This is a genomic window from Paramagnetospirillum marisnigri, assembly GCF_001650715.1.
GTDB lineage: Bacteria > Pseudomonadota > Alphaproteobacteria > Rhodospirillales > Magnetospirillaceae > Phaeospirillum > Phaeospirillum marisnigri.
In genome coordinates this window covers 55,557-69,582 of sequence record NZ_LWQT01000020.1, presented here as the reverse complement: position 1 = coordinate 69,582, position 14,026 = coordinate 55,557, and the positions used below count along the sequence as shown (strand labels likewise).

Here is a 14,026-nt window from a genome sequence, read left to right as displayed (position 1 = left end):
AGTTTATGAACCTCCTATTCGGCTTCAGGCCATTCGACTGGTCCAGCACTCAGATACCCTGCCGCCCATCCCTCATCCCGTATTCCAGAAAGATGGCGGCATGGTTGCCGGTGACGGCGCTGGGATACTTGCCGCCGGTGAAGGTGGCGATGGCGGTGCCGGGCTCCAGCGGCGGCTTGCCATAGCCCCGGATGGGCGGGCCTTCCTCCCAGGTCGAGGCGAAACCCACCTGGGGTGCCAGATGCTTCACCAGCGAGACGCACTCGCTGTTCTTGCCCACCTGCTTTTCGCCCGCGATGATCGCGGCGGCCCTGCGGTGGATGTCCTTGACCACATGGCCGTGGGCCGAGGCGTTCTCCTCGTCGCTCCAGCGTCCATGGTCGTCGCGGGGCTGGGTAGGGTCGTAATGGTTATCGGGCATGGCGTTACTCCCATGAAAAAAGCCGCCCGGAAGGGGCGGCTGCTTGGCGGACGGAGTCGTGGCGTTGATGGACCCAAGCTAGCCCACTCGGCAAATGTTGTTAATTTGTTCTCGGCGCTCCGGAGGGCCGCATGACCCCCGTCCTCGCCCAGATCGCCCAGATTTTCCTGGTGGTGGCGCTGGCGCCACTGATCACCGGCTGGGTGCGGCTGGTGAAGGCGCGGCTGAACGGCCGCATCGGCGCCTCGCCTTTCCAGCCCTATCGCGACGTCTTCCGCCTGTTGCAGAAGGAAGCGGTGGTGGCCCATTCCGCCTCGTGGATCTTCCGCGCCGCGCCCTATGTCACCTTCGCCGCCGTCTGGCTGGCCGCCTGCATCATCCCCACCTTCACCACCAACATGGTGCTGGCCCCCGCCGCCGACCTGATCGCCCTGGTGGCGCTGCTGGGGGTGGCGCGGTTCTGGACGGCGCTGGCGGGCATGGATGTGGGTACCAGCTTCGGCGGGCTGGGGGCCAGCCGCGAGATGATGATCGCCAGCCTGGCCGAACCGGCCATGCTGATGGTCAGCTTCTCGCTGTCGCTGATCACCGGCACCACCTCGCCCGCCCAGATCGTCGCCTTCGTGCTGTCGGGCGGCGTCGGGGTCGAGGTGTCGCTGGGCCTGGCGCTGGCGGCGCTGATCATGGTCGCCATCGCCGAGAACGGCCGCATTCCCATCGACAACCCGGCCACCCATCTGGAACTGACCATGGTGCACGAGGCCATGGTGCTGGAATATTCCGGCCGCCATCTCGCCCTGATGGAGGGGGCGGGCATGGTGCGCCTGACCCTGTTCATGGCGCTGATCGGCGGCATCTTCGCGCCCTGGGGCATGGCTCAGCCGGAAGCGGGGGCCTTGGGTCTGGCCATCGGCCTGGGGGCCTTCCTGGCCAAGTGCTTCCTGCTGGCCACGGCGCTGGGCATCTTCGAGACCGTCATCGCCAAGATGCGGGTGTTCCGCTACGCCGATTTCCTGGGCGGCGCCCTGCTGCTGGGCCTGCTGGCCACCATCTTCCTCTATGTGTCGGAGGCGGTGTGATGGCGGAGCTCAGCCAGTTCTCCTACGAGGTCGCCCATCTGATCGGCGCCACCGTGCTGATGGCGGGCTTCCAACTGCTGTACCAGCGCCGCCTGTTCGCGGTGCTGAACACCTTCGCCTTCCAGGCCCTGGCCCTGGCGGCGGCGGCGGCGTGGCAGGCCCATGTCCAGAACGCGCCGCATCTCTATATCACCGCCGCCATCGCCCTGGTGTTCAAGGCCATCATCGTGCCGGGCGCCCTGCACTGGCTGGTGGAGAAGCTGGGCATCCACCGTTCGGTGGAAACCGCCATGTCCATCGGCTGGACCATGATGGCGGGAGTTGCGCTGGTGGCGCTGTCCATCTTGCTGGTGCTGCCGGTGACCGCCAATGCCGCCGCCCTGACCCGCGAAAGCCTGGCCCTGGCCATGAGCGTCATCCTGCTGGGCCTGTTGATGATGATCACCCGCAGGAACGCGGTGACCCAGGTGGTGGGATTCATGGCGCTGGAGAACGGGCTGATCCTGGCCGCCGTCTCGGCCAAGGGCATGCCCCTGGTGGTGGAAATCTCCATCGCCTTCTCGGTGCTGGTGGCCATGACCCTGTTCGGCATCTTCTTCTTCCGCATCCGCGAGCGGTTCGAGACCCTGGATCTGAACGATCTGGAAACCTATCGGGGTGACCGCCAATGATGAGCGTCATCGCCACCCTGCCCGGTTTCGAGAATCCGCTGCTGTGGATATTGGGAGTGCCGCTGGGTTCTGCCGGTTTCCTGGTGGTGCTGAAAAGCTGGCGGACGGCGACCTGGGTCAATGTGGGCGCCTCGGCAGTGACCTTCCTGTCGTCCCTGGCCCTGCTGGAACACCGCCCGGCGGCGACCCGGCTGCTGTTCATCGACGATTTCAACGTCTATCTGGTGGTGCTGACCAGCTTTGTCGGCCTGACCACGGCGGTGTTCTCGGCCGCCTATATCGCCCGCGAATCCGAGGCGCAGCGCCTAAGCGACCTGCATCTGCGCTTCTACCACTCCATGTACCAGGCCTTCCTGTTCACCATGCTGCTGGCGCTGACCGCCAACAATACCGGCGTGATGTGGGTGGCGGTGGAGGCGGCGACCCTGACCACCGTGCTGATGGTCAGCCTGTACCGCACCCGCGAGGCCATCGAGGCGGCGTGGAAGTATTTCATCCTGTGCTCGGTGGGTATCGGGCTGGCGCTGTTCGGCACCACCCTGGTCTATCTGGCGGCCCAGCCGGTGATGGGCGACGGCGCCGACGCCATGGCCTGGACCCTGCTGGTCAAGCGGGCGCATGACTTCCAGCCCGACCTGCTGAACCTGGCCTTCGTCTTCGTGCTGGTGGGCTATGGCACCAAGGTCGGCCTGGCGCCGCTGCATTCCTGGCTGCCCGACGCCCATGCCGAGGGCCCGACCCCCATTTCGGCGGTGCTGTCCGGCCTGCTGCTCAACGTGGCGCTGTACGCCCTGTTGCGCTTCAAGATGCTGATGTCGGCCAATCCCCACACCCTGACGCCGGGGCCGCTGATGATCATGATGGGGCTGTCCAGCCTGTTCCTGGCGGCCTTCATGCTGTACCGGCGCGGCGACATCAAGCGGCTGTTCGCCTATTCCTCCATCGAGCATATGGGGGTGATCACCTTCGCCTTCGGCATGGGCGGCGCGCTGGCCAATTTCGCCGGGCTGATGCACATGACCATGCATTCGCTGACCAAGTCGGCCATCTTCTTCGCGGTGGGCATCATCAGCCAGAACGCGGGCACCAAGCGCATCGCCGATATCCGGGGCCTGACCTCGTCCCATCCGGTGCTGGGTTGGGGCTTCGTTCTCGCGGTGCTGGCCATCGCCGGGTTGCCCCCCATGGGGGTGTTCATGAGCGAGTTCCTGGTGCTCAGCTCCACCTTCGCGCGGGCGCCGCTGCTGGCGATTCCGCTGGCGCTGGGATTGCTGCTGGCCTTCGGCGCCCTGGTGTCGCGGCTGCAGATGATGGCCTTCGGCGAGCCGCCGCCCCAGCAGCACGGCCATGGCGAGGCCAGCGCCGTCTCCAACATCCTGGCCCTGACGCCGCTTTGGGTGCACATGCTGCTGGTGCTGGTGGCCGGCCTGTATCTGCCCCGCGAGTTGGTGGCGTGGTTCCAGGCGGTGGCGAGGGTTCTGGGATGATGGGCAATGTCTCCCTGCTGGACTTCCTGTCCTCGGGCCACCCGGTCGAGGGGCACCGCCCCTGGCCGCGCTTCCGCCTCGACATCCGGGCCTGGCGGGCGCTGGTGGGGCAGTTGGCCACCTCGGAATGGTCGGTGATCTCGCTGTGGGGCGAGCCCGAGGAAATCCATGTGGCGCTGCGCGACGACGAGTCCGGCCAGATCGCCATCGCCTCGCATCCCTGCCCCGAACGCTGGTACGTGTCGCTGGGCCGGGCGCGGCCGGGCGTCATCCGGCTGGAGCGCGCCGCCTTCGACCTGTGGGGGCTGGCCCCCATGGGGCTGGAGGACCGCCGTCCCTGGCTGGACCATGGCCGCTGGCCGAGCCGCAAGCCGCTGGCGTCCCAGCCCCAACCCGCCGCCGAGCGGCCGCTGACCTATGACTTCCTCGCCGCCGAGGGCGAGGGCCTGCACCAGATTCCGGTGGGGCCGGTCCATGCCGGGGTGATCGAGCCCGGCCATTTCCGCTTCCATTGCCAGGGCGAGGCGGTGGTGCGGCTGGAACAGCGTCTGGGCTATGTTCACAAAGGCATCGACGGCTTGCTGACCGAACGGAGCGTAGAGGACGCGGCCCGGGTGGCGGCGCGGGTGTCGGGCGACGCCACCGTGGCCTATTCCCTGGCTTTCGCCCGGGCGGTGGAGGCGGCGCTGGGCTGCGAGGTCCCGCCGCGCGCCCATTGGCTGCGCGCCCTGATGGCCGAGATGGAGCGCATCGCCAACCATGTCTTCGACATCGGCGCGGTGTGCAACGACGCCGCCTTCGCCATCATGCTGTCCCATATGGGAGTGCTGCGCGAGAAGATCCTGCGGGCCAACGACGCCCTGTTCGGCCATCGCCTGCTGATGGACCGGGTCGTGCCGGGCGGCTGTGCCCGCGACCTCTCCGAGGAAGGGGCGGAAGCGCTGAAGCACCTTCTGCACGGCTTCACCAAGGATTTCGAGCGCGCCTTCAAGCTGTACGACAACACGCCGTCGCTGTCGGACCGCACCCAGGGCACCGGCATCGCCAACGGCTCGCTGGTGCATCGCTTCGGCGCCGGGGGCTTCGTCGGGCGGGCCTCGGGACGCGGCCACGATTCACGCAAGGCGCCGGGCTATCAACCCTATGACATGCTGGACCTGTCCATCCCGGTCTATGCCGAGGGCGACGTCAACGCCCGGCTGATGGTCCGCTTCGACGAGGTCCGCGAAAGCCTGGGGCTGATCACCCAGATCCTGTCCGACATGCCGCAAGGCGCCTTCCGCGCGCCGCTGCCCAGCTTGGCGGGCGAGGGGCTGGCGGTGGTGGAAAGCTTCCGGGGCGAGGTCATGGTCTGGGTGCGCATGGACGAGAGCGGGCGGGTGGCCCGCGCCCATGCCCATGATCCCAGCTGGTTCCAGTGGCCGCTGCTGGAAGCCGCCATCGAGGGCAACATCGTCGCCGACTTCCCCTTGTGCAACAAGTCGTTCAACTGCTCGTATTCGGGGGCTGATCTATGATTCCCCCCATCAGCAAGATCCTGTTCAAGCACCTGACCCGGGGGCCGCACACCCTGCGCAACGTGCCAGCCCCCGATCCCGATGGCATCGAGGAACTGGCCCGGGCCCTGGGAGAGCGGGTGCGCGAGCGCCTGGGACGGTCCCTGTCCATCCGCGAGGTCGATGCCGGGTCCTGCAATGGCTGCGAGTTGGAAATCCACGCCGTCAACAATCCGGTCTACGACCTGGAACGCTTCGGCATCCGCTTCGTCGCCAGCCCCCGCCATGCCGACGTGCTGCTGGTCACCGGGCCGGTGGCCTGCAACATGGCCGAGGCGCTGAAGCGCACCTATGACGCCACCCCCGCTCCCAAATGGGTGGTGGCCATGGGGGAATGCGCCCTGGACGGCGGCTGCTTCAAGGGCTCCTACGCCGTCCTTGGCGGTGTCCACGAGGTGGTGCCGGTGGACCTGCACATTCCCGGCTGCCCTCCCAGCCCGCGCCAGATTCTGTCGAGCCTGCTGGCCCTGCTCGACACCGCCGCCGCCAAATAAACACCGGTCGTTGCCCGGACCCGCCGTCACGCGTATCCTTGACGGCGGATTGGGGAAGGCAATGGCAACGGCCAAGGGCATGAGGATGGACGTGATCAGGGCTGCCGCGACCCGGTTGTGGGTGGCGGTCGTCATGCTGGCCGCCTTGGTCCCGCCGCCATCCCCGGCCATGGCCCAGCCCGTCGAGGCCAAACCGCCGGCCTCCATCACGGTGGTGATCGACGACAACTATCCGCCCTATATTTTCCGGACGGCGGATGGAAGCCTGCACGGCCTGCTGAAGGATCTATGGGATCTGTGGGGCGCCAAGACCGGCATCAAGGTCGAGTTGCAGGCCATGGACTGGGCACGGGCCCAGGCCCTGATGGCGGCGGGCAAGGCCGATGTCATCGACACCTTGTTCGAGACCCCGGCCCGCCTGCAGGTCTATGACTTCTCCAAGGCCTACGCCACCATCGACGTCCCCATCTATTTCCATTCCACCATTTCCGGTATTTCCGACGCCGACACCCTGAGGGGCTTCACCGTTGGGGTGAAGGATGGCGATGCCTGCATCGACTGGCTGGAAAGCCGTCAGGTCACCAGCCTGCGACGCTATCCCAGCTACGAGTCTATGGTCGACGCCGCCGGACGCCACGAACTGCGCGTCTTCTGCCTTGACCAGCCGCCTGCCGACTATCTGCTCTACAAGAAGGGCATCGATGCCCAGTTCCGCCACACCGCGCCCCTGTATTCCGGACAGTTCCATTGGGCGGTCCACAAGGGGAAGCCGGATTTGTACCGGCGGATCGAGGCGGGATTTGCCCTGATCAGCCCCAGCGAGCGCGAAGCCATCACCACACGCTGGCTCGGCTCCCCCCTGGCGGGGCCAGATTCCCGCTATGTCCGGTTGATCACCCTGGGCCTGCAGGCGGCGGCGGGCGGCGCCGTGGTGCTGGCCATCTGGACCTGGCTGTTGCGTCGGCAGGTCGGCAGCCGCACCCGCCAGGTGGTGGCGGCGCTGGACGCCCTCAAAAGCAGTGAACAGCATTACCGCGAACTGGTCGGCCTGACCCCGGTGGGGGTGTTCGAGACCGACCCGGACGGACGCCACGTCTTTGTCAACGACCGCTGGTCGCGCATCACCGGGCTGTCGGCCGAAGCCGCCCTGGGCCTGGCCTGGACCGATTGCGTCGATGCCGAGGATCGCGGGCGCGTCACCGCGGAGTGGCAGGCGGTGAAGGCGGAACGTGGCCTGTTCCAGTCGGAATTCCGCTTCCCAAGGCCCGATGGCGGCACCAGTTGGGTGCTGGGCCAAGCCCGGGCCAAGCGCGATGTCACCGGCCAAGTGATCGGCCATATCGGCACCATTACCGACATCTCGGCCGCCAAGGCCGCCGAAGCCGCCCTGAGCGCCAGCGAGGCGCGGTTCCGCACCATCTTCGACGCCATCAGCGACGCCATCTTCATCCACGACCTGACCAGCGGCGCCATCCTGGCGGTCAACCAGCGCATGCTGGAAATGTACGGCTACGATACCGCCGCACAGGTTCAGGCCTTGCGGGTCGGCCAGTTGAGCGAGGGCACGGCGCCCTATGACGACGACGCGGCGCGTCAATGGATCGTGCGAGCGGCCAGCGGCGAGACCCAACTGTTCGAATGGCGGGCCAGAAAGCGCGACGGCAGCCTGTTCTGGGTCGAGGTCAACATGCGCAGCGCCCGGATCAGCGGCGTCGACCGGTTGCTGGTGGTGGTGCGCGACGTCTCCGAGCGCAAGGAAGCCGAACGCATCCTGACCGAACGGACCGAGGCGCTGGAGCGCTCCAACGCCGACCTGGAACAGTTTGCCTATGTGGCCAGCCACGACCTGCGCGAGCCGCTGCGCATGGTCAGCAGCTATATGGCCCTGCTGGAACGCCGGTACGGCGACAAGCTGGACAAGGACGGCCACGATTTCATCGCCTTCGCCAAGGAAGGCGCGGTTCGCATGGACCGGCTGGTCCAGGACCTGCTGGAATTCTCGCGCGTCGGCCGCATCAACGACCCACCCACCGCCGTGGCCTTGGACGTTCTGACCGCCAATGTGCTGCGCGTGCTGCGTCCCGTCATCGCCGAGGCCGGGGCGCGGGTGAACATTCCCACCTCGCTGCCCGTGGTGGTCTGCTGCGGCAACGAGGTCTTCCTGCTGTTCCAGAACCTGATCAGCAACGCCATCAAATTCCGCTCGCCCGAGCGCGCCGCGAAGATCACCGTCACCGCCGAGCGCGACGGCGACGCCTGGCGCTTCACCGTGGCCGATAACGGCATCGGCATCGAGCCCGACTATTACGACCGCATCTTCAAGATATTCCACCGCCTGCACACCCGCGAGCAGTACGACGGCACCGGCATCGGCCTGTCCATCTGCAAGAAGATCGTCGAGCGCCATGGCGGCCGTATCTGGGTGGAGTCAACCCCGGGCCAGGGCACCCGCTTCCACTTCACCCTGGGCGACATGGACGCGCTATGACCACACCCGAGAGCCAAGCCGAGGCCCAGCGCTGCTTCGCCCTGGGCGGGCAAGCCTGGCAGGCCGGAAAACTGGATCTGGCGGAGCAATCGTTCTTCCGCGCCTGCCAACTGGTGCCGCGCTGGAGCGCCGCCCATGCCAATCTGGGCGCCATCCTGCGGCGCACCGGCCGCTCCGAGGCCGCCCTGGCTTGTTATGCCCGCTCCCTGCGGCTGGAGCCCGGCAATGCCGCCACCTTGTCCAATCTGGGCAATGCGTTGCGCGACCTGGGCCGCTTCGCCGAGGCAGAGGAGGCCCTGTCCCAGGCGGTGACCCTGGCCCCCGATGTGATCGGCTATCGCTACAACCTGGCGCTGGTGCTGCGCGACGGCCGCAAGCACGCCCGCGCCGAGGCCATGCTGACCGAAGTGCTGGCCAGCAATCCCGCCAATCCGGAATACCGCTGGGATCTTGCCCTGTCCCATCTCTACATGGGTGACTACCGGCGAGGATTCGCCGGTTACGAAGCCCGGCTGGAACTGGCGCGCAATCCCCCGCGCGACATTCCGGGACCGCGATGGTCCGGCGAGGCGGTGGCGGGCAAGCGGGTGCTGGTGACCAGCGAACAAGGCTTCGGCGACGCCCTGCAATTCGCCCGTTACGTCCCGCTGCTGGCCGAACGCGGCGCCGCCGTGGTGCTGGAATGCCTGCCCGAACTGGTGGAACTGTTCCGGCCCCTGCCGGGCGTGGTGGCGACCATCCCCAAGGGCGCCGACCTGCCGCCCTATCACTTGTGGGCCCCCATGGCCAGCCTGCCCCATCTGATGGGCACCAGTTTCGACGCCATCCCCGCCCGGGTGCCCTATCTGACGCCGCCGCCTCGGCCGGGCCTGTCTCTTCCCCGGGCCGAGGGCACCTCCCTGACCGTGGGGCTGGTCTGGGCGGGCAAGACCACACCGCGCGACCGCTCCTGGCCGCTGGAACAGCTGATGCCGCTGATGACCGACCCCCGGGTGGCCTTCGTCAGCCTGCAGTTGGGGCCGCGCGCCGAGGACCTGAAGCGCCTGGGCGGCGACCGCCTGATGCTGGATGCCGCCCCCGAACTGACCAGTTTCGCCGACACGGCGGCGCTGATGCAGCGTCTCGACCTGATCATCACCATCGACACCTCGGCCGCCCATCTGGCGGGCGGCCTGGGCCGTCCGGTCTGGGTGCTGCTGCGCTATGTCTCGGACTGGCGCTGGCAGGACGAGCCGCTGGATTCGCCCTGGTATCCCACCATGCGGCTGTTCCGCCAGCCCAGCCCCGACGACTTCCGGACCCCGGTGGCCGAGATGGCGGCGGCACTGGCCAAGTTGGTGGACGGCACAGGCGGCACCGCCTGACCGCGCCCCTTGTTGACTCCCCCGATGCGGGGGGGCATGTTCGGCATCCTTGATTCCTTAATCCCCAAGCCGCAGGACCCCATCATGAGCTTCGCCGCCATCGAAAAGACCATCGACGCCGCCTGGGAGGCGCGCGACGGCATCAATCTCCAGACCAAGGGCGAGATCCGCGACGCCGTCGAGGCGGCGCTGGACGCCCTGGACGGCGGCAAGCTGCGGGTGGCCGCCAAGGTCGAGGGCAAGTGGGTGGTCAATCAGTGGCTGAAGAAGGCGGTGCTGCTGTCCTTCCGCCTCAACGACAACAAGGTGATGGGCGACGGCCCCGGCACCTGGTTCGACAAGGTGCCCACCAAGTTCGAGGGCTGGGACGATGCCCGCTTCCGCGCCGCCGGGTTCCGCGCCGTGCCGGGCGCGGTGGTGCGCCGCTCGGCCCATATCGCGCCGGGCGTGGTGCTGATGCCCAGCTTCGTCAATCTGGGCGCCTTCGTGGATTCGGGCACCATGGTCGACACCTGGGCCACCGTGGGCTCCTGCGCCCAGATCGGCAAGAACGTGCATATCTCGGGCGGCGCCGGTATCGGCGGCGTGCTGGAGCCGCTGCAGGCCGGTCCGGTGATCATCGAGGACAACTGCTTCATCGGCGCCCGGGCCGAAGTGGCCGAGGGCGTGCTGGTGGAGACCGGCGCGGTGCTGTCCATGGGCGTCTATATCGGCGCGTCCACCAAGATCGTCGACCGCGAGACCGGCGAGGTCTTCATGGGCCGGGTTCCCGCCTATTCGGTGGTGGTCTCGGGCACCATGCCGGGCAAGGCCCTGCCCGATGGCAGCCCTGGCCCCGGCCTCTATTGCGCCGTCATCGTCAAGAAGGTGGACGAGCGCACCCGTTCCAAGGTTTCCATCAACGAATTGTTGCGCGATTGACCGGGCTGCGCGATCCCCTCGCCCTCGCCCGGGCACTGATCCAGCGGCCCAGCGTCACCCCCGAGGACGCAGGCGCCCTGGACGTGCTGGCCGAGGCCCTGGAGCGCCTGGGCTTTGTCTGCCACCACATCCGCTCGGCCACGGGCGGGCCGGAAATCCGTAACCTCTACGCCCGTCTGGGCCAGGGGGGGCCGAATTTCTGCTTCGCCGGGCATACCGATGTGGTGCCGCCGGGCAAGGGCTGGACGGTGGAGCCGTTCGAGGCCCAGATGATTGACGGCCGCCTGTTCGGACGCGGTGCCGCCGACATGAAGGGCGCCATCGCCTGTTTCGTTGCCGCCGTGGCGCGCAGGCTGGAGGACGGAAAGCCCAACGGCTCCATCTCGCTGCTGATCACCGGCGATGAGGAAGGCCCGGCGGTGGACGGCACCGTCAAGGTGCTGGACTGGCTGGCGGCGCGCGGAGAAACCCTCGACGCCTGCATCGTCGGCGAGCCCACCAATCCCCATCGCCTGGGCGAGATGATGAAGATCGGGCGGCGCGGCAGCCTCAACTGCCGCCTGACCGTGTTCGGAACCCAGGGCCATTCCGCCTATCCCCATCTGGCCGACAATCCCATCCCCCGCCTGCTGGACATTCTCAACCGTCTCACCGCCCAACCGCTGGACCAGGGCAACGCCCATTTCCAGCCGTCGACCCTGGCGCTGACCACGGTGGATGTGGGCAATCCCGCCACCAATGTCATTCCGGCCGAGGCCAAGGCGGGGTTCAACATCCGCTTCAACGACATGCATTCCGGCGCCTCGCTGACCCGTTGGATCGAGAAGACGGTGGCCGAGGCGGGCGGCGAGGTCGAGGTCAAGGTGGAGGTCTCGGGCGAGTCCTTCCTGACCCCGCCCGGCCCGCTGTCAGAGCAACTGGCCGAGGCCATCACCCAGGTGACCGGCCTGACCCCCGACCTGTCCACCACCGGCGGCACCTCGGATGCCCGCTTCATCAAGAATCACTGCCCCGTCGTGGAGTTCGGGCTGGTGGGCCAGAGCATGCACAAATCCGACGAGCATGTGATGGTGGCCGATATGGAGGCGCTGACCGAAATCTATCGGCGCGTCCTGATCCGGATAGCGGGATGATCCGCGCCTCGGACATCATCGGCGGTGTCTATGGCGCCTGGCGGCTGGCCCGACGCGACCCCAAGGGCCTGATCTGGTTCGACGATTCGGTCGAGGGGGTCTGGCGCTCGTTCTGGGGGCCGGCCCTGGTGCTGCCCGCCTTCCTGATCCTGCGGGCGCTGGACGGCAATTTCGACGACGAGCTGGTTCGCTCGCTGATGGTGGAATTGATCGCCTTCGTCATGGGCTGCGTCGCCTTTCCCCTGGCGGTGGCCCATATCGCTGGGGGCCTGGATCGCGTCCAGTTCCGCAACCGCTACATCGTCGCCTATAACTGGTCGGCGGTGATCCAGATGGCGGTGCTGCTGCCCATCAGCCTGGCCATCCACGTCTTTCCCGGCGGGGGGCTGGCGCCGCTGAACCTGGCCGCCACCATCGTTCTGCTGGTCTATCAGGCCTATATCGCCCATGTGGCGCTCAAGGTCTCCCCATTCAGCGCCGGAATGCTGGTGGTGCTCGACCTGATGATCGGCGCCTTGATCCAGATGTCGGCCGACCGGGTGCTGGGGTAAAGCGGCGAGCCCTAGCGGAACTGGGCCTTGAGGTCGGCGCCGGGATCGGGCACCAGCGCCGCCGGCTTGGGCGCCGCCTTCTGCTTCAGCCAGGCCTCCATCTTGCGGGGCTGGTCCAGCAATTCCGCCACCGCCGCCGTCAGTTCCAGCCCGTAATCGGCCAGTTTGGCGAAATGCAGGGTCTTCAGCACCCCGTTCAGGGCCTGGTCGTAGACCTGCTGCGGCGCCGTCAGGAAGGCGGGACGCAGGGTCCCCGCCTGCAGGCGACTGCGGGTGGCAGCCTCGTCCTCGTGACTGGCGATGCAGAACTCCACATCGATGGAGATCAAGCCCCGACAGCGCAATGGCCGTACCGCGTAGATGGAGCAACCGCCGTCCACCAGGAAGGCGCAGGGCTGCTTGGTGGCCGCCCGCTTCGAGGTGGTCAGGCCCCGGGTCAGCCGGTCCAGGTCGCGGACCCGCGCCATCACGGCCGCCGCCTGCTCGGCGGGCAGATCGCGGATATGCACGGCGATGCGCACCGCCTCCACCACCGACACCCCCACCTGCTGGTGGCAGCACCAGCCGCAGCCCGCCTTGCAGGTCATGGGGGGAGTGTTGAGACGGAAGGAGACCGCGCCGCTGGTGGCGGCCCAGGACTGGTCGGCCAGGGAGAAGACACGGTCCAGCGCTGCCGACACCGTCGCGGCGGTGGGCTTGGGGAAGGCTTCGGCCATGGCCTGGGCGGCCGAGTCGAGCAGGAAACCGGCGGTGGGCGCGAACATGGGGCGACGTTAAGACGTCGCCCCTTGCCTGTCCAGTCGGCTAATGCACATTCCCGCCGTCACGGGGGCGCTGGACGATGACGCCGTACCAGCCCAGCCCCTCATAGGTCTCGTAGCCGGGAGTCAGGGAATAGCCCACCACGGTGCCGCGCTCGTCCACATAGGACGCCGCATTGCCATGGGTATGCTCCAGCGGGAAGATCTCGCTCAGAACCCCCATCCCGTCCGAGGCGGCGATCACCCGGCAATTGCCGTCCAGCAGCAGACAGCGGGTGGTGGTCTTCTCCTCCTCGCGCAGGCGCACGCCCTTGACCACGGTTTCAGCCTGGGGCTGCCAGTCGAAGAAAATGCCCAGCGCGCCGATGACCTCGCCATCGGCCTCGCCGCCCTTGCGGATGGCGGCGGCATAGGTCGCCACCTGGGCGTTGTCCAGCGAGGCCGTGGTGGAAACATCGGCCACCGCGTATTCACCGCCATTGCGGGTCGCCATGGCGTCGCGGAACCAGCGCTCGTTGGCCACATTGGTGCCGATGGCGCGGGGATAGCGGCTGGGTCGGCCATTGGCCACCACACGGCCCGAGGCGTCGGCGATCCACAGGTCGAGATAGACGGTGTAGGAATCCAGAATCACGCCCAGGCGCTTGCAGGCATGGTTGGCGGCCTCGTGGCCGTCATGGGCCAGACAGTCCACCACGGCGGAATCGGTGGCCCACCACCGTACATCGCACGAGCGTTCGTACAGATTGCGGTCGATGATCTCGATCATGTTCAGCGCCAGATCGGTCAGGCGCGAGCCGCGCAACTGCTGCACCATGGTCTGGCCCAGGCTCATCAGGTCGTCGATGCTCGACGACAGCTCGCCTTCCATGGCCTGGGTGATAGTGTTGATGGAGTTGGAGACGTTCTTGACCTCGTTGGCCACCACGGCGAAGCCGCGCCCGACCTCGCCCGCCCGCGTAGCCTCGATCAAGGCGTTCAGCGACAGGATGCGGGTGGTGCCGGTCACCTGCTTGATCAGCCGGATCTTGTCGGTGGCGACATCATGCACCGCCCGGGTGAGTTCAAGAATACGTTCTGGCTCAGACATCCCCACGCCT

The 14,026-nt window shown here is 67.4% G+C and carries 13 protein-coding genes; 10 read left to right on the top strand and 3 right to left on the bottom strand.

Going from position 1 to position 14,026, the window contains the following annotated elements; all coding sequences use genetic code 11:
* Positions 1-49 precede the first annotated feature (49 nt).
* Positions 50-421, bottom strand: coding sequence for a BPSL0067 family protein (locus tag A6A04_RS01100; protein WP_068489400.1), 372 nt, complete (start codon positions 419-421; stop codon positions 50-52).
* Positions 422-552: 131 nt separating this feature from the next.
* On the opposite strand from A6A04_RS01100, the gene A6A04_RS01095 reads away from it, so the two are divergent.
* The 10 genes from A6A04_RS01095 to A6A04_RS01050 all read left to right on the top strand — a co-directional run bounded on the left by A6A04_RS01095 (position 553) and on the right by A6A04_RS01050 (position 12,165).
* The gene (locus tag A6A04_RS01095; RefSeq protein WP_068489399.1) at positions 553-1,500 is read left to right on the top strand and encodes a respiratory chain complex I subunit 1 family protein; all 948 of its coding nucleotides are present in this window, start codon (positions 553-555) and stop codon (positions 1,498-1,500) included.
* Positions 1,500-2,171 carry a hydrogenase-4 component E gene (locus A6A04_RS01090; protein ID WP_068489398.1) on the top strand — a complete coding sequence of 224 codons (672 nt, stop codon included), beginning with the start codon at positions 1,500-1,502 and terminating at the stop codon, positions 2,169-2,171. Before A6A04_RS01095 ends, A6A04_RS01090 begins: the two co-directional genes overlap by 1 nt.
* Complete coding sequence (locus tag A6A04_RS01085; protein WP_068489397.1) at positions 2,168-3,658, top strand: hydrogenase 4 subunit F; 1,491 nt, start codon at positions 2,168-2,170, stop codon at positions 3,656-3,658. Before A6A04_RS01090 ends, A6A04_RS01085 begins: the two co-directional genes overlap by 4 nt.
* Complete coding sequence (locus A6A04_RS01080) at positions 3,655-5,175, top strand: hydrogenase large subunit (RefSeq protein WP_245651044.1); 1,521 nt, start codon at positions 3,655-3,657, stop codon at positions 5,173-5,175. Before A6A04_RS01085 ends, A6A04_RS01080 begins: the two co-directional genes overlap by 4 nt.
* The gene (locus A6A04_RS01075) at positions 5,172-5,708 is read left to right on the top strand and encodes an NADH-quinone oxidoreductase subunit B family protein (protein ID WP_068489396.1); all 537 of its coding nucleotides are present in this window, start codon (positions 5,172-5,174) and stop codon (positions 5,706-5,708) included. The genes A6A04_RS01080 and A6A04_RS01075 overlap by 4 nt, the downstream gene beginning before the upstream one ends.
* Before the next feature lie 61 nt (positions 5,709-5,769).
* On the top strand, positions 5,770-8,196 hold the full coding sequence (locus tag A6A04_RS01070; RefSeq protein WP_082914603.1) for a PAS domain S-box protein: 2,427 nt from the start codon (positions 5,770-5,772) through the stop codon (positions 8,194-8,196).
* Positions 8,193-9,560, top strand: a complete 1,368-nt coding sequence (locus A6A04_RS01065) for a tetratricopeptide repeat protein (RefSeq protein WP_068489394.1) — start codon at positions 8,193-8,195, stop codon at positions 9,558-9,560. Before A6A04_RS01070 ends, A6A04_RS01065 begins: the two co-directional genes overlap by 4 nt.
* 84 nt (positions 9,561-9,644) lie before the next feature.
* Positions 9,645-10,481 (top strand): 2,3,4,5-tetrahydropyridine-2,6-dicarboxylate N-succinyltransferase, encoded by an 837-nt coding sequence (gene dapD, locus A6A04_RS01060; RefSeq protein ID WP_068489488.1) that lies wholly within the window; start codon positions 9,645-9,647, stop codon positions 10,479-10,481.
* Positions 10,482-10,486: 5 nt separating this feature from the next.
* Entirely contained in the window at positions 10,487-11,614 is a 1,128-nt protein-coding gene (gene dapE, locus A6A04_RS01055; protein ID WP_082914612.1) for a succinyl-diaminopimelate desuccinylase, read from the top strand.
* On the top strand, positions 11,611-12,165 hold the full coding sequence (locus A6A04_RS01050) for a hypothetical protein (RefSeq protein ID WP_068489393.1): 555 nt from the start codon (positions 11,611-11,613) through the stop codon (positions 12,163-12,165). Before dapE ends, A6A04_RS01050 begins: the two co-directional genes overlap by 4 nt.
* Positions 12,166-12,176: 11 nt before the next feature.
* Here A6A04_RS01050 and A6A04_RS01045 read toward each other — a convergent pair whose 3' ends face one another.
* Together A6A04_RS01045 and A6A04_RS01040 are read right to left on the bottom strand one after the other, a co-directional pair.
* Positions 12,177-12,929 (bottom strand): YkgJ family cysteine cluster protein, encoded by a 753-nt coding sequence (locus tag A6A04_RS01045; RefSeq protein WP_068489392.1) that lies wholly within the window; start codon positions 12,927-12,929, stop codon positions 12,177-12,179.
* 40 nt (positions 12,930-12,969) lie between these two features.
* Positions 12,970-14,016 carry a cache domain-containing protein gene (locus A6A04_RS01040; protein WP_068489391.1) on the bottom strand — a complete coding sequence of 349 codons (1,047 nt, stop codon included), beginning with the start codon at positions 14,014-14,016 and terminating at the stop codon, positions 12,970-12,972.
* Positions 14,017-14,026 lie beyond the last annotated feature (10 nt).

Excerpts from the sequence above, each read along its gene's own strand:
- A6A04_RS01100 (WP_068489400.1), bottom strand. The coding sequence starts at position 421 with ATGCCCGATAACCATTACGACCCTACCCAGCCCCGCGACGACCATGGA.
- A6A04_RS01095 (WP_068489399.1), top strand. The coding sequence starts at position 553 with ATGACCCCCGTCCTCGCCCAGATCGCCCAGATTTTCCTGGTGGTGGCG.
- A6A04_RS01090 (WP_068489398.1), top strand. The coding sequence starts at position 1,500 with ATGGCGGAGCTCAGCCAGTTCTCCTACGAGGTCGCCCATCTGATCGGC.
- A6A04_RS01085 (WP_068489397.1), top strand. The coding sequence starts at position 2,168 with ATGATGAGCGTCATCGCCACCCTGCCCGGTTTCGAGAATCCGCTGCTG.
- A6A04_RS01080 (WP_245651044.1), top strand. The coding sequence starts at position 3,655 with ATGATGGGCAATGTCTCCCTGCTGGACTTCCTGTCCTCGGGCCACCCG.
- A6A04_RS01075 (WP_068489396.1), top strand. The coding sequence starts at position 5,172 with ATGATTCCCCCCATCAGCAAGATCCTGTTCAAGCACCTGACCCGGGGG.
- A6A04_RS01070 (WP_082914603.1), top strand. The coding sequence starts at position 5,770 with ATGGCAACGGCCAAGGGCATGAGGATGGACGTGATCAGGGCTGCCGCG.
- A6A04_RS01065 (WP_068489394.1), top strand. The coding sequence starts at position 8,193 with ATGACCACACCCGAGAGCCAAGCCGAGGCCCAGCGCTGCTTCGCCCTG.
- dapD (WP_068489488.1), top strand. The coding sequence starts at position 9,645 with ATGAGCTTCGCCGCCATCGAAAAGACCATCGACGCCGCCTGGGAGGCG.
- A6A04_RS01050 (WP_068489393.1), top strand. The coding sequence starts at position 11,611 with ATGATCCGCGCCTCGGACATCATCGGCGGTGTCTATGGCGCCTGGCGG.
- A6A04_RS01045 (WP_068489392.1), bottom strand. The coding sequence starts at position 12,929 with ATGTTCGCGCCCACCGCCGGTTTCCTGCTCGACTCGGCCGCCCAGGCC.
- A6A04_RS01040 (WP_068489391.1), bottom strand. The coding sequence starts at position 14,016 with ATGTCTGAGCCAGAACGTATTCTTGAACTCACCCGGGCGGTGCATGAT.